The sequence below is a fragment of the Microbacterium sp. BR1 genome (assembly GCF_002812725.1).
Lineage (GTDB): Bacteria > Actinomycetota > Actinomycetes > Actinomycetales > Microbacteriaceae > Microbacterium.
On the sequence record NZ_NMUN01000010.1, the window covers coordinates 321,115 to 339,564 of the forward strand.

18 protein-coding genes are annotated in these 18,450 nt (G+C 68.4%); 13 read left to right on the forward strand and 5 right to left on the reverse strand.

All coding sequences use genetic code 11. The annotated features are described in order from the left end of the window. Window positions 1-24 precede the first annotated feature (24 nt). From CGU35_RS17315 to CGU35_RS17370, 12 genes are all read left to right on the forward strand, one after another. Complete coding sequence (locus CGU35_RS17315) at window positions 25-1,095, forward strand: zinc-dependent alcohol dehydrogenase (RefSeq protein WP_100812691.1); 1,071 nt, start codon at window positions 25-27, stop codon at window positions 1,093-1,095. After that, window positions 1,092-2,621, forward strand: a complete 1,530-nt coding sequence (locus CGU35_RS17320) for a sugar ABC transporter ATP-binding protein (protein WP_100812692.1) — start codon at window positions 1,092-1,094, stop codon at window positions 2,619-2,621. The genes CGU35_RS17315 and CGU35_RS17320 overlap by 4 nt, the downstream gene beginning before the upstream one ends. Then, the gene (locus CGU35_RS17325; protein ID WP_100812693.1) at window positions 2,618-3,607 is read left to right on the forward strand and encodes an ABC transporter permease; all 990 of its coding nucleotides are present in this window, start codon (window positions 2,618-2,620) and stop codon (window positions 3,605-3,607) included. Before CGU35_RS17320 ends, CGU35_RS17325 begins: the two co-directional genes overlap by 4 nt. 84 nt (window positions 3,608-3,691) lie before the next feature. After that, window positions 3,692-4,678 (forward strand): sugar ABC transporter substrate-binding protein, encoded by a 987-nt coding sequence (locus CGU35_RS17330; protein ID WP_157814044.1) that lies wholly within the window; start codon window positions 3,692-3,694, stop codon window positions 4,676-4,678. Window positions 4,679-4,802: 124 nt separating this feature from the next. After that, a complete protein-coding gene (locus tag CGU35_RS17335; RefSeq protein ID WP_100812695.1) occupies window positions 4,803-5,585 on the forward strand; it encodes an SDR family NAD(P)-dependent oxidoreductase in 783 nt (260 codons plus the stop codon). A gap of 10 nt (window positions 5,586-5,595) precedes the next feature. Continuing rightward, window positions 5,596-6,525: a sugar phosphate isomerase/epimerase family protein gene (locus CGU35_RS17340; RefSeq protein WP_100812696.1), complete on the forward strand. Its 930-nt coding sequence runs from the start codon at window positions 5,596-5,598 to the stop codon at window positions 6,523-6,525. Window positions 6,526-6,574: 49 nt separating this feature from the next. Beyond that, the gene (locus CGU35_RS17345; protein WP_100812697.1) at window positions 6,575-8,062 is read left to right on the forward strand and encodes a benzaldehyde dehydrogenase; all 1,488 of its coding nucleotides are present in this window, start codon (window positions 6,575-6,577) and stop codon (window positions 8,060-8,062) included. A gap of 253 nt (window positions 8,063-8,315) precedes the next feature. Next, window positions 8,316-9,296 carry an ABC transporter substrate-binding protein gene (locus CGU35_RS17350; RefSeq protein WP_100812698.1) on the forward strand — a complete coding sequence of 327 codons (981 nt, stop codon included), beginning with the start codon at window positions 8,316-8,318 and terminating at the stop codon, window positions 9,294-9,296. A 90-nt stretch (window positions 9,297-9,386) separates the two neighbouring features. After that, entirely contained in the window at window positions 9,387-10,244 is an 858-nt protein-coding gene (locus tag CGU35_RS17355) for an ABC transporter permease (protein ID WP_232711381.1), read from the forward strand. After that, window positions 10,241-11,065, forward strand: coding sequence for an ABC transporter permease (locus CGU35_RS17360; protein WP_100812700.1), 825 nt, complete (start codon window positions 10,241-10,243; stop codon window positions 11,063-11,065). The genes CGU35_RS17355 and CGU35_RS17360 overlap by 4 nt, the downstream gene beginning before the upstream one ends. Further along, a complete protein-coding gene (locus tag CGU35_RS17365; protein ID WP_100812701.1) occupies window positions 11,058-11,858 on the forward strand; it encodes an ABC transporter ATP-binding protein in 801 nt (266 codons plus the stop codon). The genes CGU35_RS17360 and CGU35_RS17365 overlap by 8 nt, the downstream gene beginning before the upstream one ends. 47 nt (window positions 11,859-11,905) lie before the next feature. Continuing rightward, window positions 11,906-12,748: a PaaX family transcriptional regulator gene (locus CGU35_RS17370; RefSeq protein ID WP_181003471.1), complete on the forward strand. Its 843-nt coding sequence runs from the start codon at window positions 11,906-11,908 to the stop codon at window positions 12,746-12,748. 42 nt (window positions 12,749-12,790) lie between these two features. On the opposite strand, the gene menE is transcribed toward CGU35_RS17370, so the two are convergent. Genes menE through CGU35_RS17395 form a run of 5 tightly spaced genes read right to left on the reverse strand, consistent with a single transcriptional unit; the run spans window position 12,791 to window position 17,896 of the window. Further along, window positions 12,791-14,329, reverse strand: coding sequence for an o-succinylbenzoate--CoA ligase (menE, locus tag CGU35_RS17375; RefSeq protein WP_100812703.1), 1,539 nt, complete (start codon window positions 14,327-14,329; stop codon window positions 12,791-12,793). An 18-nt stretch (window positions 14,330-14,347) separates the two neighbouring features. Beyond that, window positions 14,348-14,800, reverse strand: coding sequence for a MaoC family dehydratase (locus CGU35_RS17380; RefSeq protein WP_100812704.1), 453 nt, complete (start codon window positions 14,798-14,800; stop codon window positions 14,348-14,350). A gap of 36 nt (window positions 14,801-14,836) precedes the next feature. Beyond that, complete coding sequence (locus CGU35_RS17385; protein ID WP_100812705.1) at window positions 14,837-16,045, reverse strand: acyl-CoA dehydrogenase family protein; 1,209 nt, start codon at window positions 16,043-16,045, stop codon at window positions 14,837-14,839. Window positions 16,046-16,048: 3 nt separating this feature from the next. Beyond that, on the reverse strand, window positions 16,049-16,933 hold the full coding sequence (locus CGU35_RS17390) for an amidohydrolase family protein (protein ID WP_100812706.1): 885 nt from the start codon (window positions 16,931-16,933) through the stop codon (window positions 16,049-16,051). Between the two features lie 33 nt (window positions 16,934-16,966). Then, complete coding sequence (locus tag CGU35_RS17395) at window positions 16,967-17,896, reverse strand: SDR family oxidoreductase (RefSeq protein ID WP_100812707.1); 930 nt, start codon at window positions 17,894-17,896, stop codon at window positions 16,967-16,969. 92 nt (window positions 17,897-17,988) lie between these two features. On the opposite strand from CGU35_RS17395, the gene CGU35_RS17400 reads away from it, so the two are divergent. Beyond that, entirely contained in the window at window positions 17,989-18,450 is a 462-nt protein-coding gene (locus tag CGU35_RS17400; protein WP_100812708.1) for a MarR family winged helix-turn-helix transcriptional regulator, read from the forward strand.

Consider the following 18,450-nt stretch of genomic DNA (forward strand, 5'->3'; position numbering starts at 1 on the left):
CCCGCAAGAACTCAACGGAGAGTCATGAGAACAGTAGCCGTCACGAAGGTGGGAAGCCTGCGCGATCCCGACGAGACCGCGCGCGGCGTCATCGACGTCGTGGACTTCCCCGAGCAGCCCCTCGGACCCGAGGACGTGCGCATCCGCGTCGCGTACGCCGCGATCTGCGGGTCGGATCCCCACCTCGCAGAGGGATTCTTCGGCACCGACGTGCCGATCGGCCTCGGACACGAGATCTCGGGCGTCGTCGAGGCGCTCGGAGAGGCCGCGCACCGCAACGGCCTGCGCGTCGGGGACCGGGTCGCGGGCAACTTCCTGCGGTTCTGCGGCACGTGCCGCCCCTGCCAGGAGGGTCGTCAGCAGTTCTGCGAGCACATCCAGGACTACAACCGCCCCGGCATGGCCGAGACGGTGACGTGGCACGAGTCACAGGTCTACCGACTGCCCGAAGAGGTGTCCCTGCTCACGGGATGCCTGCTCGAGCCGACGTCCGTCGCCGTGCGCATCGCCGACAAGACCCGCATCCGCGTCGGCGACCGGGTCGCCGTCTGCGGCGGCGGGCCGATCGGCCAGCTGACCCTGCAGGTCATGAAGATGTATGGCGCGACCTCGCTGACCATGATCGAACCCATCGCGGATCGCCGCGACATGGCCCTCCGTCACGGCGCCGAGTACGTCATCGACCCGATCGCCGAGAACCAGTTCGAGCGTGCCGACGAGATCACAGACGGCCGCGGATACGACATCGTGATCGACGCCTCGGGCTCGCCCCGCGCCGTCCAGGGACTCCTCGACATCGCCGCGAAGGGCGCGACCGTGATCTACGGCGCGATGTACCCGCACGACTTCGCGATGCCGCTGAACCTGTCGGACTACCTCTACCTGAAGGAGCTGACGCTCACCGGCGTCTTCGTCTCGCCCTACGCCTTCCCGCGGGCTCTGCAGATCCTCCCGCACCTCGACGTCGACGAGATGACGGCGGCCGTGTTCGATCTCGAGGACGCCGCGGCGGCCTTCGCCGCCCACATGAGCGGTGCTCACCCCAAGGTCGTCATCCGCTGCAACGACCTGGACGACTCCCGGAGTGCGTCATGACGGTCATCGAGAACGGCGCGGTCTCGACCGCCACCCTCCCGGCGCTCGAGGCGGTCGATGTTTTCAAGAGCTTCGACGGCGTGCACGCGCTGAAGGGCGTGAGCCTGTCGGTCCAGCCCGGCGAGATCCACGCGCTGCTGGGCGAGAACGGCGCCGGCAAGTCCACGCTCATCAAGGTCGTGACGGGGCTGTACGCGCCGGACTCGGGCCAGATCCGCCGCTCGGGTGAAGAGGTCGAGTTCGCCAACGTCCGGGCCGCGCACAAAGCGGGCATCGTGGCGCTTTACCAGGAGCTCTCGATCGTGCCGACCACCTCGGTCGCCGAGAACGTCCTGCTGGGTGAACAGCTGCCGAGCCGCGCGGGGATCGTGAACGGTCGCGCGCTACGCCGCGAGGCGCGGGCGCAGCTCGAACGCCTCAATCAGAAGATCTCGATGCGCAAGCTCGCCGGCGACCTCTCGCCGGTGCAGCAGACGATGGTCGCGGTCGCGCGCGCGTTGGCCACAGATGCGCGTGTTCTGATCCTCGACGAGCCGACGGCCTCGCTCACCGACACCGAGATCCGCGAAGTCTTCGCGGTGCTGCGCTCCCTCCGCGATGAGGGAGTCGCCATCGTCTACGTGTCGCACCGTCTCGAGGAGGTCTTCGAGCTGTGCGATCGCCTGACGATCATGCGCAACGGCGAGACGATCACGACGAAGAACGTCGCCGACACCACGATCGGCGAGGTCATCTCGACGATGGTCGGCCGAAACGCCGATTCGCTCTATCCCGAGCGAGGGAAGACCTCGACCGAAGTCACTCTCGTCGTCGAAGGGCTTGAGGGCCGGCGCGTCACGGATGTCTCCTTCACCGCGCACAAGGGCGAGGTGCTGGGCATCGGGGGACTGGCCGGTTCCGGTCGGAGCGAGCTGCTGCGGATCCTCGCGGGGGCGCAGACCTCCAAGGCGGGCACGATCACCGTGGGTGGCAAGATCGTCCCGCGCAGGGCAGGGGTCGGACGCGTCCTCGCGGCGGGCGTTGCGCTCGTTCCCGAGGAGCGCCGCAGCCAGGGTGTGCTCCTGGGCGCGTCGATTCAAGACAACATCGCATTGGCCAACATCTCGTCGGTGAGCCGACTCGGATGGGTCTCGCGCGGGCGGATCGCCGAGATGGCCAAGCGCGCCATGGCCGACCTCCAGATCAAGGCGCGCAGCCCGCGCCAGCCGGTCGGCGAACTGTCGGGCGGCAACCAGCAGAAGGTGGTGCTCGCCAAGATGCTCGCGCGCAAGCCGCACGTGCTGCTCATGGACGAGCCCACGCGCGGCATCGACGTCGGCACCAAAGCCGAGATCTACCGTCTCATCCGTGAACTCGCCGCCACCGGCACCACGGTCATCGCCGTCAGCTCGGAGCTGCCGGAACTCATCGGGATGTGCGACCGAATCCTGATCATGCACGAGGGCTCGATCGCGGGCGACGTGCCCGCCGAGGGCGCCGACGACGAACTCCTCCTCTCTTACGCCTACGGAAGGTCCACATCATGACAGTTCAGAAGGAGCCCACGCGGACCGGGACGATCATGGCCCAGCAGTCGCGCACGGCGGGCCGGGTCCTCATCCAGAGCGGCACGGTGGTCGCGCTGATCTTGCTGATCATCTTCTTCTTCGCGATGCGGCCCGACACGTTCCTGTCGTTCATCAATGTCCGCAACATCCTGTACCAGGTCTCGATCCTCGCGATCATCGCCGGTGCGCAGACCATCGTCATGGTGCTCGGCGACTTCGACCTTTCGGTCGGCGCGACATCGAGTCTTGCCGGTGCGGTGACCTCCGTGATGCTCCTCGGAGAGAACTCCATGCCCGTCGCGATCGGAGCCGGCCTGGCGGTTGGTCTCCTGGTCGGGCTGGTCAACGGGGTGCTCATCGCCTATCTCAACCTGTCGGCGTTCGTGGCGACACTGGCGACGATGACCTCCGTCATAGGCCTGGCATATCTCGTCACGGGAGGCACCACGGTCTTCGGCATGCCCGAAGAGTTCAACCAGCTCGGCCAGGGCCGGTTCCTGAACGTGCCGTTGCCGGTCTACTTCGCGGTCCTGATCTCCGTGATCATCTGGGCGATGCTGCGCTTCACAACGCTCGGCAGACGGCTCCACGCCATCGGCGGCAACGTCGAGGTAGCGCGACTGTCGGGCGTGAACGTGCGCTGGGCACGTCTGCTCGCGTTCACGATGGCCGGATTCATCTCGGCCATCGGCGGCATCCTGCTGGCAGCGCGCCTCGGCAGCGCGGCCGCGGAGCAGGGCTCCGACAACACGCTGTTCTCCGTCGCCGCCGTCTTCCTCGGTATGACCGTCATCCGCTCGGGAGCCGCGAACCTCGGCGGAACCATGATCGGCGTCGGCATCATCGGCGTGATGAGCAATGGCCTGAACATCCTGGGCGTCAACGCCTACGTGCAGCAGGTCGTGACCGGACTCATCATCATCCTCGCCGTGGTCCTTTCCGGCCTCAAGACGCGGGAGCGATAGCAACGCTCCCACGGGCCTCGCGACCCGGTAATCCGCGGGGCCATCACTCCCTCACAACCAACGCAATCACAAAGGAGTAGATACGTGCGTACGAAATTCAAGGTGGCCGCGGCCGTAGCCGCCGCGGCGGTACTCGCCCTCACGGGATGCTCGGGCAGTGGCTCGGGAGACAACAGCGGTGGCGCCGATGACGCTTTCAAGGTCATCGCGTTCACCTCCGGCAACCAGACCCCGGTCGGTGCGTGGTGGGTCAAGGCCGTCACGGCCCAGGCGGAAGAACTCGGCTGGGATCTGACGATGATCCAGGGCGACTTCGACTTCCAGAAGATGAACCCGGCCGTCGAGAGCGCCATCGGTCAGGGCGCCGATGTCATCCTCGACGGATACACGGACGTTTCGTCGATCGGGTCCATCGTGACCGCGGCGAAGGACGCCGACATCCCGATCTTCGCGATGGACGCCGGCACCGAGCCGACGGACGCCTTCGTCACCAACATCACGACGAACCAGCAGCAGATCGTCGACAAGACGGTCGGTGCGATCGACGAGGCGATCGGTGGCCTCGAGGGCAAGACCATCATGGTCATCGGCCACGACCCGCACGCCGGCATCCGCCTGCGTTCGGCGCTCGCGGTCGAGGCGTTCGAAGCGGCCGGAGCGACCGTCGTGGGCGGTGAGCCGCAGCAGGTCACGAACCCCGCCACGGGTCGCACGGAGGCGCTCAACTTCGTCTCCGACTACCTCTCCGCCAACCCCAACGGCCTCGACGCCGTCTGGGCCGGCTGGGATGACGCGGCGCTCGGCGCGGCACAGGGCCTCGCCGAGGCGGGTTCGACCGCCCCGGTCACCGGTGTTGACGCGCTCTCCGAGACGCTCGCGGCCATCGAGAAGGGCGGCAACATGCTCGCCACGATCGACCAGCCCTGGCCCCTCGTGCTCGACATGCTGATCAAGGATGTCGTGGCCTTCCAGGAGGACGGCACACTGCCGGCGAAGGACTTCGTCGACGTCGACGTGACGCTCGTGACCAAGGAGAACGCGGCGGACACCACGCCGTCCGACAAGCTCTAGCGGCCATTCGTTTCACCGCGGGGGCGGATGCTCCGGTATCCGCCCCCGCACCCCCCGCACCATTCCTGCACGTCCGCAGTACCCACACACTCGAAACCAGATACTCCAAGAAGAGGAAACTCCCATGCGTCTCGACGGCAAAGTCGCTCTCATCACCGGCGGCGCGAGCGGCATCGGACTCGCGACGGTGCGCAAGTTCGTTCGCGAGGGCGCGAAGGTCATGATCGCCGACATCAACCTGAATCAGGCCGAAGCCGCCGCACAAGCGATCTCGGACGAAGGGTTCGAGGGCAGCATCGCGGCGGTTCGCGTCGACGTCTCGGTGTACGCCGAGGTCGAGGCCGCGGTCGCTCGCGCGGTCGAGGTCTTCGGCAAGCTCGACGTCATCTTCAACAACGCGGGCATCGCCGGGGGCAAACCGCTCCTCGAGCACGATCCCGCCGTCGACTACGAGCCGATGATCCGCATCGATCAGGATGGTGTCTACTACGGCATCCTCGCGGCCGGCCGGCAGTTCCGCGATCAGGGAACGGGCGGCGTGATCATCAGCACGTCCTCGATCTACGGCGAGCAGGCGGCCGAGCTCTCGTTCACCTACAGCGCGGCCAAGGCGGCCGTGATCTCGTTCACACGTTCCGCGGCCTACGAGCTCGCGCAGTTCGGCGTCCGCGCCGTCGCGATCACTCCCGGCCGCGTCGGCACGCCCATCATCAACCAGTTCAGCGAGGAGCTGCGCGCGACGTTCGCCGCGGAGCAGCTGCGCAACAAGATGACCGAGCCCGACGAGATCGCGAACGTGGTCGCATTCCTCGCGTCCGACGAGGCGAACGTCATCAACGGGACCGTCGTGAGCGTCGACGACGGCTACTCCGTTTTCAAACAGCGGCTCGACCTGCCGACCTTCTGAGGCGCGTGCCATGAGTGTGGATACCGAAACACCCTCCGCCGGGCTCGACGTCGCCTGTCACCTGAACATCCTGCTCGCGGATGCGTCGTCGGACCTGCTGCCCGCGGCGCTCGACGCGCTCGTGGAGGCGGGCTACCGACGGGTGGTGCTGCCGCCCCTGGAGCCCGGGGCGATCGATGTCGCGGGTCTGCGGCGCACCTTCGCCGCCCGCGGAATCTCTCCGATCACGATCGCGGGGCAGGCGCCCGGTGCGGATGTCTCGGCCGAGGACGCCGATGAACGCGCCGCGGGCGCAGCGGCGCTGCGTGCCGCCGTCGATCTGACCGTCTCCCTCGGCGGCGATCAGATGAACGGCGTCCCCTATGGCCTCTTCGGGCATCCGAGCGGACCGACCTCGACGGCCGCCTTCGAGCGCTCCGCCGCCGAGGTGGGCCGCGTCGCCGACTACGCGCACGAGCGCGGCGTCGCGATGACGTTCGAAGTCCTGAATCGCTACGAGACCTCGGCGATCAACACCGCGGCGCAGGCGATGCGGTACGTCGAGGCGAGCGGGTCGGAACATCTGCGCATCCATCTCGACACCTTCCACATGGCCGTCGAGGAGGGTGACCTCGCGGCGGCGATCACGCACGCGCTGCCGCGGCTCGGGTACCTCGAGCTCGGTCAGTCGGGTCGCGGCGGCCTGGGCAGCGGGGCGGTGGACGTGGCGGATCTGGTGCGGCACGCGATCGACAGCGGATACACGGGACGCGTGGGTGTCGAGGCGTTCTCGCGCGGGGTGCTCTCGCCCGAAGCGGGCGACATGCTCGCGATCTGGCGATCCCCTTACCTCGACGGTGTGGGGCTCGCCCAGGAGGCGATGCGTGTCATCCGGCGTGGATTCGCCCTGAGTACCGAGGGCCGCCGAGCGGCGCGTCTGGCGCGGCTCGCGCAAGACTAGATCAACGAAGCCCCGGGCTGCGCCCGCGGCACCTACTGAGGAGAACGACATGTCCAGCACGATCACCTCCACCGGAACCCTCATCGACGAAGCGGTGTTCGGCGGCAAGATCTTCATCGACGGCGCATGGGTCACGGGCGAGGGCGGGACGATCGCCTCCATCGAGCCCGCGACGGGCGCCACGCTCGCGACGGTCGGCATCGCCGGCCCTGGCGACGTGGCCCGGGCGGCCGAGGGCGCCGCGCGAGCACAGCAGGAGTGGGCCGCGACCCCGCACCCCGTGCGTGCCGCCGTCCTGCGCCGGGCGGGAGCGCTGTGGGAGCAGTACGCCGAAGAGATCGGCGGCTGGAACACCCGCGAGGTCGGGGCGATCCCGCCCCTGGCCGGGTTCGCGCTGCACGTCACGGCGGCCGAATGCTACGAGGCATCCGCGCTGCCCTCGGCCCCGCTCGGCTCGATTCTCTCGAGTGAAGAGCCGCGCCTGTCTCTCGCCCAGCAGATCCCGGTCGGCGTCGTCGGCGTGATCTCGCCCTTCAACGTGCCCCTGATCCTCGGCATCCGCGCGGTGGCTCCCGCCCTCGCCCTCGGCAACGCCGTCATCCTGAAGCCCGACCCGCGCACGGTCATCACGGGCGGTGTGTCGATGGTCCGCATCTTCGAAGAGGCGGGTCTTCCCGCCGGCCTGCTGCAGCTCGTCCCGGGCGGTGCGGACGTCGGCGAGGCCATGGTCGCCGATCCCCGCGTGCGCGTCATCGCCTTCACGGGTTCGACCCGCGCGGGTCGCATCGTCGGTGAACTCGCGGGGCGCCACCTCAAGCGCGCCCACCTCGAGCTCGGCGGAAACTCGGCCTTCATCATCCGTGAGGATGCCGATGTCGCCCAGGCCGTCAACCTCGCGACGTGGGGGTCGTTCCTGCACCAGGGCCAGATCTGCATGACGGTCGGGCGTCACATCGTGCACGAGTCGATCTTCGAGAGCTACGTCACGGCGCTCGCCGAGAAGGCGGACTCCATGCACGTCGGCGACCCCGCGGCGGGTCCCGTGCACCTCGGTCCCCTCATCGACGAGATCCAGCGCGATCGCGTCCACACCCTGGTCCAGGATGCCGTCGCCCAGGGCGCCGAGCTGCGCGCGGGCGGCACCTACGAGGACCTCTTCTACCGTCCGACCGTCCTCGCGAACACGCCGAAGGACGCCGCGGCCTATTGCGAAGAGGTCTTCGGGCCGGTGGCATCCGTCGTCTCGTATTCGACCGACGATGAAGCCGTGGCTCTCGCCTCGGACACCGACTACGGCCTGTCGCTCGGCATCGTCACGCGCGACGTGCTCGGTGGCCTCGCGATGGCCCAGCGCATCCCGACGGGGATCGTGCACATCAACGACCAGACGGTGAACGACGAGGCGAACACCCCGTTCGGCGGCGTCAGCGCGTCGGGAACGGGTTCACGCCACGGCGGTGCGCAGGCGAGCATCGACGCCTTCACCGAGACGCGCTGGATCACGATGCGCCGGGAGCCCGGTCAGTACCCGCTCTGACCCTCAGCGCGGCAGTGCCCGTTCTGCACCCTCGGGTTGCGGAACGGGCACTTTCGCGCTCGGGGGAGGGGAGCACTGGGCGGGGTTATTCAACAGTTATGTGACGCGCGTCATGAAAACCTTGACATTGATCGAGGCGTGGCACACGATGGCAAGGTCACACAGCGTCGTGCAGATCACGTCGGACGGACCCGCCGGTGGGATCGCTCTCAGCTGTGTCGACGACCCTTGACCGTCGACGAGAGGCCTGTCAATGAAGAAGAGTCTTGCCGCAATCGCCCTCGCAGCCGCTGCTGCGCTCACCCTCAGCGGATGCACCGATTCGGGCGCCAGCCCGTCTGCCGCCCCCACCGAGACGGGCGCCGGTGAGCTCCGCGACGTCCGCGTCGCGGCCCTGCCCATCGCCGAGACCGGCGCCCTCTGGGCGGCGATCGACGCCGGGATCTTCGAGGATCACGGCCTGAACGTCGAGGTCGTGCCCGCCCAGGGCGGCGCCCAGGCGATCCCCGCCCTGCTCAGCGGCGACATCCAGTTCGCCATCGGGCAGCCGTTCGGTCCGATCCGCGCCGACCTGCAGGACCTCGGCATCGTGATCATCGGTGACTACGCCAACAGCCTCGCCGATGGCAAGGACGTCAACGCCGTCGTGGCGCTCGCCGCCTCCGGCATCGCGAGCCCCAAGGACCTGTCGGGCAAGAAGGTGTCGGTCAACTCCCTCGGAGCCGCCGGTGACCTGACGATCCGCGCGGCGGTGGACGCGGACGGCGGCGACTCGTCGACGATCGAGTTCGTCGAGGTCGCGTTCCCCGAGGCCAAGGCTCAGCTCGACGCCGGCACGATCGATGCCGCGTGGGTGCCCGACCCGTTCCGCGGCATCGTGCTCGGTGCGGGCGGCGTGTCCGTCGTCTCGCCCTATCAGGCCGTCATCCCGGGGCTGACCGTGCTGACGAACATCACCACGCAGAAGCTCATCGACGAGGACCCCGATCTCGTGGCGGACTACTCCGCGGCGATGGCCGAGGCGCTCGCCTACGCGGCCGACAACGAGGACGCCGTGCGTGCCGCGATCGCGACGGGACTCGACATCCCGGCCGAGGCCGCAGCCGGTATCACGCTGCCGACCTTCACGTGGGAGCTCGACACGGAGAGCATCGAGACGCTCGGTGATCTGGCCGTGAAGTACGAGTACATCGACAAGCTGCCCGACTTCGACCGTCTGCTGCAGCAGCAGTAAGCGCGGAGGGGGATGCGTCGACGTGTGCGCGCATCCCCCTCTTCTCCGCTCTGCCAGCCCCGCCCATCCCCCCATGCATCAGGAGCGCACGTGACCGTCATCGACGCGCCGCAAGAGGCCGGCTCGCCACCGCATCCCGACACGAGCGCCCGGCTGCGCCGGGGCAAGAACCTGCGCTCCGCGCGAAAGGTCGTTCTCGGGGTGCTCGGCGTCGTCGGCTTCCTCGTGACCTGGCAGCTCGCCTCGACGCTGCGCTGGGTCAACCCCGAGCAGGTGCCGTCGGCCCTCGACACCTTCAGCCGCCTCGGTGTCATGATGACCGACCTCGAGTTCTGGCGGAACGTCGGCCGCACCATGACCGCGTGGGCCATCGGCCTCGCGATCGCCACCGTGGCGGCGACGACGCTGGGTGCCATTGTCGGAATGGTGCCGTTTCTGCGGCGAGCGACGCACACGGTGGTGGAGTTCTTGCGCCCGATCCCGTCGGTTGCGTTGATCCCGATCGCGATCCTCATCTACGGCCTGCAGCTCCAGGCGGCGCTCGTGATCATCGTCTACGCCAGCTTCTGGCAGATCTTCGTGCAGGTGCTGTACGGAGTTGCCGACATCGACACCGTCGCGCGCGACACGGCCCGCAGCTTTGGATTGACCCGCGCCTCGCGCATCCGGAATCTCGTCCTGCCGACGGCTCTCCCATACCTCATGACGGGCCTGCGGCTCGCCGCCGCCGTCGCGTTGATCCTGGCGATCACCGCCGAGATGACGATCGGAAACCCCGGGCTGGGCCGAGAGCTCGCCGTCGCGGCCGGCATCGGCAACTACACGACGGTCTACGCGATCGTCGTGGTCACGGGCGTGCTCGGCCTCATCATCAATCTCGGCTTCCGCTACATCGAGCGACGCACCCTCGCGTGGCATCAGTCGGTCCGAGGGGAGGATGTCCTGTGACTCTCTACACCAGCACCGTGCGCACGCCCCGGCAGAAGTCGCGCCTCTGGGCGAAGATGGGCGAGAGCACGCTCTACGCGATCGGCCTCCCGATCGTGCTCCTCGTCGTCTGGGGAGTCTTGGGCACCCTCGCTCCGGCGAAGTTCTTCCCGAGCCCCTTCACGATCTACGAAGCGTTCGTGGACACCTGGGTGGGACCCGCCTTCGTCGCGGACGTGCTGCCGAGCGTCGCGCGCCTCGCCATAGCGATCGTCCTGGCGGTCGCGATCGGCATCGCCGCGGGCACGATCATCGGCCTCACGCGTTGGCTGCGCGAGCTGCTCGAACCGATGCTGGAGTTCTTCCGGGCCATCCCGCCACCCGTCCTGATCCCCGTCATCGCGGCACTGCTGGGCATCAATCCGACGATGCAGGTCGTCGTGATCGTGGCCGGCTCGCTGTGGCCGGTCCTGCTCAACACGATCGAGGGCGTCCGCTCCACCGATTCGGTCATGACCGAGACGGCCCGCTCGTTCGCGCTCACCCGCTCCGAGCGCCTCTTCAGCCTCGTGCTGCCGGCCGCGAGTCCGCGGATCATGGCCGGCGTGCGCCAGACCCTGTCTGTCGCCCTGATCATGATGGTGATCTCCGAGCTCTTCTACGCATCGTCGGGCCTCGGCTATCAGATCAAGTTCTTCCAGACGAACTACCTGATCGCCGAGATGTGGAGCGGCATCGTGCTGCTCGGCCTGATCGGTGTTCTGCTGTCCATCGTCTTCACCATCGTCGAACGACGCGTTTTGCGCTGGTACCACGGAATCAAGGAGGTGGAGCGTGCCTGAAACGCTCCTCGAGGTCTCGCACCTCAAGAAGGTCTACGAATCGTCCACCGGCAACGTCGAGGCGATCGGCGACATCAGCTTCTCGATGCGGCGGGGAGAGTTGGTGGTCATCGTCGGCCCGTCGGGCTGCGGCAAGACCACGCTGCTGAAGTGCATCGCGGGGCTGCTCAAGCCCACGGCGGGAACGGTGGCCCTCGACGGCAAGAAGGTCACGGGACCGCCGCCGAACATGGCGCTCGTCTTCCAGGAGTACGGGCGCAGCCTGTACCCCTGGCTGACGGTGCGGGGCAACGTCGAGCTGCCCCTCAAGCACAAGAAGCTGTCGAAGGCCGAGCGCACCCAGCTCGTCGACGACGCGCTGCAGGCCGTCGGGCTGGAGCACGCATCGAAGAGCTACCCCTGGCAGTTGTCGGGCGGCATGCAGCAGCGCGTCGCGATCGCGCGCGCCGTCGCGTATCAGCCCGAGGTGCTGATCATGGACGAGCCGTTCGCGGCCGTCGATGCCCAGACCCGCGCGGACCTCGAGGACCTCGTGCGCCAGCTGCACCTCGAGCGGGGCATGTCGATCCTGTTCGTCACGCACGACATCGACGAGTCGGTGTACCTCGGCGAGCGCGTCGTCGTACTCTCGAAGTCGCCGACGTGGGTGCAGGAAGATCTGGCGATCGACCTCGCCCCCGAGCGCGATCAGATCACGACGCGTGCGCTGCCCCGCTTCACCGAGTTGCGCACGCACGTCTACGAGCAGATCCAGCGCGCGAAGCGCGGGGAGGCGATCCGCCCGACCGCGTGAGCGTACGGCGTGATCGACGGAAAGTGATCGACAGGACGGAGCAACACGTGCGCGCTCGGCAACCCAAGCAGCTCTTGCTCGCTCTCCTGGGCGAGCTCGTCCTGGATCGCATCGGCGAACCGGTGCGCGCGAGCGTGCTGCTCGAGGTCCTGGAGGGCGCCGCGATCACTGCCCCGACCGCGCGTGCGATGCTGGATCGGATGTCGCGGCGCGGCATGCTCGAACGGGTGCGCGTCGGGCGAGAAATCGCCTTCGCGCTGAGCGACGACACCGGTGATGTGCTGCGCGAGGCCGCCGTGCGCGTGCACGCGCAGCATCCGTTCGCACCGAACGGGACCGGCTGGACTCTCGTGACCTTCTCGGTTCCCGAGAATCAGCGCACGATTCGTCACCGGTTGCGGGCCACGCTCGCGTGGGAGGGCTTCGCACCACTCCGTGACGGGCTGTGGATCGCCCCGGGCGAGGTCGACCTCGAGGCCGCGCTCGAGCCGCTCGGGGATGCCCTCGCTCCCCACGCCGTCACGGCGTTCCGTGCCGAGGATCTGCGCGCCTACCCCGTCTCGCGGTCGGTGCGCGAGGCCTGGGACATCGACGCGATCCGTGCGGAGCACGAGCGGTTCCTCGAGACCTGGGAGGCACCGGGGGCTTCTGACGGCGCCGCGACCGCCGTCTCGGCACTCGTGTGCCTCGTCGCGGACTGGCTGGCGCTGCTGCGCGCGGACCCGCGGCTCCCCGCGGAGTTCATGGGCGACGCGTGGCCGGCCGAGCGGTCCGTCGCGGCCTATCGAGCGCGTCGCGAAGAGCTCGCGGCCCTCGCCGAGCAGGAGTTCGCGGGGCTCCACGCCCGATCGTTCGGGACCGTCCCCGCACCTGCGGTCGGCGGGCGCTGACACGGCGCGGGAGTCCTCGCGGCCTCCCGCGCCCGCCCATCGTCAGCGGCCGCCGAAGCGTGCCCGCAGGTCGGCCTTTCGCACCTTGCCCGACGCCGTGCGGGGCAGTTCGTCCACGACGACGACGTTCTTCGGGATCTTGTAGCGCGCGATCTTGCCCTCCAGGTACGCCCGCACCGATGCCGTGTCGGGCACGGTGTCGACCGCCGCGTCGTCGCGGAGCGTGACGACGGCCCACGGGACCTCGCCCCACCGTTCGTCGGGCACGCCGATCACGGCGACTCCCGATACCCCCGTGATGTCACTGATGAGGTTCTCGACCTCGGCCGGGTAGATGTTCTCGCCGCCCGAGATGATCATGTCCTTCAGCCGGTCCGAGATATAGAGGTATCCGTCGGCATCGAGGTATCCCAGATCGCCGGAGCGGAACCAGCCGTCCGCGGTGAACGCATCCGCGGTCGCCTCGGGCATCCCGTGGTACCCGAGGAATACGTTCGGGCCCGAGATCTCGATCTCTCCGACCGTCCCGCGCGGCACCATCGCGCCGTTCTCGTCCGCGATCCGGATGTCGGTGAAGAAATGCGGAAGACCGACGCTGCCCTGCTTCTCGCGTGTCATCGACGGAGAGAGGGATGTCGCCCCCGGCGACGTCTCGGTCATGCCGTATCCCTGCGAGAACGACAGGCCGCGCTCTTCGTAGGCGTTCAGGATCCGCGTCGGCACGGCCGAACCGCCGCAGGTCAGCTTGGTGAGCGTCGACAGATCGGTCGCGGCCCAGTTCGGGTGGTCGGCCAGCAGCTGATACGTCGTCGGAACGCCGCTGAGCATCGTGATGCGGTGCCGTTCGATGAGTTCGAGCACGCGCCCCGCCTCGAATCCCTTCTCGAGCACGATCGTGCCGCCCTTGAGGATCACGGGGAGAGCACCCATGCCGAGGGACGCGACGTGGAACAGGGGTGAGATGAGGAGCGCAACATCCGCCGAGACGACGTCGTAGTCCACGATGCAGTTCATCGACACCCAGGTCAGATTGCCGTGCGACAGGACGGCGCCCTTCGGCTTACCCGTCGTGCCCGACGTGTAGATGATCGCGGCGGGATCCTCGAGCACCACCGCGGTGTCGGCATGTCCTGCGGAGGACTCCTGCATGAGCTCCGTGAGCCCGGGCACCTCGGCATCCCCGTCCCCCGTCGGGATGACATGGGCCACCCGAGCCGCCTCGATTCCCGGAGCGAGCCGCCCGGCGAACTCGGGATCGTGGATCAGCAGCCGCGCACCACAGTCCGACAGCATGTACGCGAGCTCGGGCGCCGCCAGGCGCGTGTTGAGGGGCACGAAGACGGCCCCGAGCTGCGCGACGCCGAACAGGACCCGCAGAAAATCCGGACTGTTCTCGCCGATGTACGCGACGGCGTCACCCTTGCGGATGCCGCGATGCCACAGCAGTGCGGACACGCGATCCGCGTCGTCGGCGAGCTGGCGGTACGTGATCCGCTCGTCCTCGCCGAACACCAGGGCGACCTTGTCGGGGCTCTTGAGGCGGCGCGTGAACATCCACGCGCCCAGTCCGTGGTTGTGCATCGTCGAACGACGGACGGGTCAGGCGTAGAAGCGCTGCAGGCTGCGCGCGACGACGGCCGGCTTCGTGCCGCCCTCGAGCTCGATGGTCGCGTCCACGGTCATCTGGATCCCGCCACCGGCCTCGGTGACCTCGGCGACGGTCGCGTTGAGCCGGATGCGCGAGCCCGCGGGAACCGGCGAAACGAAGCGGACCTTGTCGAGGCCGTAGTTGACCTTCGTTGTCGTACCCTGCACGTCGAGCAGGTCGACCCACAGGGGGATGAAGAGGGCGAGCGTCAGGAAGCCGTGCGCGATCGGTGCCCCGAACGGGCCTTCCTTCGCGCGCTCGGGGTCGACGTGGATCCACTGGTGGTCATCGGTCGCGTCGGCGAACGTGTTGATGCGCTCCTGCGTGACCTCGAACCAGTCGGAGTATCCGAGGTCCTGACCGACGAGGGTGTGGAGATCGGCAAAGGCGACGGTGGTGGTCATGGTGTTCTCTCTTTCGCGATGGCGGATGTCCGCGGTTCAGGTGAATGCGGCGTCGCCCGTGAGGGCCCGGCCGACGATGAGGGCGTTGATCTCGTGGGTGCCCTCATAGGAGTAGACGGCTTCGGCATCGGCGAAGAACCGAGCCGCGTCGTGATCGAGCAGGATGCCGTTGCCCCCCATGACCTCGCGCGCGAGCGCGACGGTCTCTCGTGCCAGCAGCGCCGTCTGCATCTTCGCGAGCGCCGAGTTCTCATCGGCGAATTCTCCGGCGTCCTGGCGGAGCGAGAGCGCCGTCACGAGCGTCAGCGATGACGTGAGGTTTCCGAGCATCCGCGCGAGCTTCTCTTGCACGAGCTGGAAGCCCCCGATGGGGCGCCCGAACTGCTCGCGCTCGCGGACGTAGCGGACGGCGGCCTCGAGCGCGCCGGCCTGCAGGCCGGTCGCGATCCACGCGACGTCCGATCGCATCGCGCGCAGGATGCGGGACACGTCCCGCCAGGAGTCGACGCGCTGCAGACGGGCGGTCTCGGGCACGCGCACCCCCTCGAGCCCGATCGTGTAGTTCTGCATGGGCCGCAGCGAGATCTTGCCCTCGATGCGGGTCAGCGAGACGCCCGGCGTTTCGCGCGGGACCAGGAAGGCCTTGACCTGACCGTCGTCGGCATCGCGCGCGAAGACGGTGAGGAGGTCGGCATCGCCGGCCCCGCCGATCCATCGTTTCTCGCCATCGATGACCCAGTCGTCACCGTCGTCGCCAGGGTCGCGGCGGGCCGTCGTCTCGAGCCCGCCGGCGATGTCCGACCCGTGGTCGGGTTCGGTCAGAGCGAAGACACCCTTGACGTCGAACGAGGCGATCCGCGCGTCGAGGGCGGCCACCTGTTGCGGCGACCCGCCGAGGCCCACGGCGCTGCGGAAGAGACCCGACTGGGCGTTGTAGAGCGTCGCGACCGAGACATCCGTCCGGGCGAGGACGAAGTTGCGGAATCCCGAGAACAGCGACGAGCCGGCCTCTTCGGCCGTGACGCCCTCGGGATGCATGAGGTCGAGCGGGATGAGCGCGCCGAGCACGGCCGCGGGCATCGTCGCCGTCTCCCACGCCTCGGCCAGCAGGGGGCGCACCTCGCGGTCGAGCACGTCGCCGAGTCGGGCGAGCGTGCCGCGGGCGGCGTCGCTCAGGTGGGCCTCCGCGAGTCCCAGGGGATCGAAGCCGAAGGGCTCCGTGCTGCGCAGGGTAGGGGTGCTCATGGTTCAGCCGAGCCCCAGCAGCCGCACCGCGTTCTGCTTCAGGATCCCCGGCATGACCTCGGGCTTGAGCGTCGTCTGCTCGACGTCGCGCAGCCACCGGTCGGGGGTCAGCAGGGGGAAGTCCGAGCCGAACAGCACCCGGTTCTTCAGGTAGGAGTTCGCTGCGCGCACGAGCTCGGTCGGGAAGTACTTGGGGCTCCAGCCCGACAGGTCGATCCACGTGTTGTGCTTGTGGGTGGCGACCGACAGCGCCTCGTCCTGCCACGGCACGGAGGGGTGGGCCATGATGATCTGCAGCTCGGGGAATTCCGCCGCGACGGTATCGAGCAGCATCGGGTTGGAGAGCGCGAGGCGCAACCCGCGTCCGCCGGGCATGCCCGCACCGATGCCGGTCTGACCGGTGTGGAAGAGGGCGACGACGCCCGCGTCCTGCAACGCGGCGTAGAGCGGGAACCACGAGCTGTCGCTCGGGTCGAAGCCCTGCACCGTCGGGTGGAACTTGAAGCCGCGCACCCCGTACTCCTCGACGAGGCGCCGCGCCTGATCCACCGCGGCCGCGCCCTTGTGCGGATCCACCGATCCGAACGGGATCAGGACATCGTTGTTGCGGTGCGCACCCTCGGCGATCTCTTCGCTCGAGAGGGGCGAGTGGCCGAGCGCCGTCTCGGAATCGACGGTGAACACCACCGCCGCCATCTTGCGCTCGCGGTAGTAGGCGGCGACGGAGTCCAGGTCGGGCTGCCCGATGTCCGAGCTGAAGTACTTCGCGGCGGCCGCGGCCAGATCGGGTGGCAGCGACGCGTGACCGTGGTCGTCCAGCTCGATGTGCACGTGCATGTCGATCGCCTGGAGGGACTCGAGGTCGAGGGCGGGTTCGTATCTGCTCATCGTCGAGAGGCCGTTTCGAGTGGTGTGCGGCGATCAGGCCTGGGCGGGGCGCTGGAACTCGTCGGGCAGGGGCGGGAACGTCTCTCCGACGCTCTGACCGTGTTCGGCGAGCAGGGCCGGGAACTCCGACGCGAGGTCGTCGGCCGACCACCCGCCGTCGTGGTACGCCGTCGCGACGGCCTCGGGGTGCGACCAGATCTGCACGCGGTCGCCGCCGATCCCGATCGCCTGACCCGTGACATCCGCTGCCGCGTCCGAGGCGAGGTAGGAGATGAGCCCGGCGACGTCGTCCGACGTTCCGAAGCCGAGGTCGTGGCGGAAGAAGGCGGGCATCGGCTCGTCCTTCTTCTCGGCCTCGACGGCGGCGGCGAAGTAGGGCAGCGTCGCGGTCATGGCGGTTGCCGCGACGGGGATGACGGCGTTCGCGGTGATGCCGGCGCGCTTGAGTTCGAGGGCCCACGTGCGCACCATGCCGACGATGCCGGCCTTGGCCGCGGCGTAGTTGGTCTGGCCGAAGTTGCCGCGCTGGCCGGTGGGGGAGCCGATGCAGATGATCCGGCCGCCCTGTGCCTGCTCGCGCATGCGGGTCGCGGCCTCGCGAACGCAGGTGAAGGTGCCGCGCAGGTGAACGTTGATGACGGTGTCGAAGTCATCGTCGCTCATCTTCCACAGCACGGTGTCGCGCAGCACGCCGGCGTTCGTGACGAGGATGTCGAGGCGCCCGTAGGTGTCGAACGCGGTGTCGACGAGAAGCTTGGCGGTCTCGGTCGGCCCGACGGGCGCGACGACCGCGACGGCCCTGCCGCCCGTGGATTCGATCGCCGCGACCGCATCGGCCGCGACCTGCTCGTCGACGTCGTTGACGATGACGGATGCGCCCTGCCGGGCGAGTTCGGCGGCGTAGGCCAGACCGAGACCGCGCCCCGAACCGGTGACGATGGCTACTTTGCCTTCCAGCAGCATGGATGACTCCTTCGTATCTCTCCGTCCATTAGAGCCCCGATAGTTGAGATTGTCAATTATTGAATACGACTACTTTTGATACCATCGCTCCTATGAGCACGGAGCAGATCGCGACACCCCCGGGGGGTGCGGCCGGCGGTGCCCTGGGGAACGAGATGAGTTTTCTGCTCGCTCGCGCGAATGCCCTCTCGCTCGCGGCGGGCAACGCCGCGCTGGCGACATCCGGATTGCGCGCACGGTCGTATTCGATCCTCGCGCTCGCGGTGGATGGGTCGCGGCCGTCCCAGCGTGACCTGGCGGATTTTCTGCGGCTCGATCCCAGCCAGGTCGTCGCGCTCGTCGATGACCTGCAGGCCCGCGGACTGGTCGTTCGCGAGCCCGACCCGGCAGACAGGCGGGCGAACGTGGTCGTCGCCACACCCACCGGCCGTCTCGTGTACGAGCAGGCTCACGCCGCGGCGCGCACCGCCGAGCAGCAGGTGTTCGGACGCCTCACGCCGGGCGAACGCGATCGACTCACGGCGCTGCTGCGGGTCGTGGCGTTTCCCGACTGA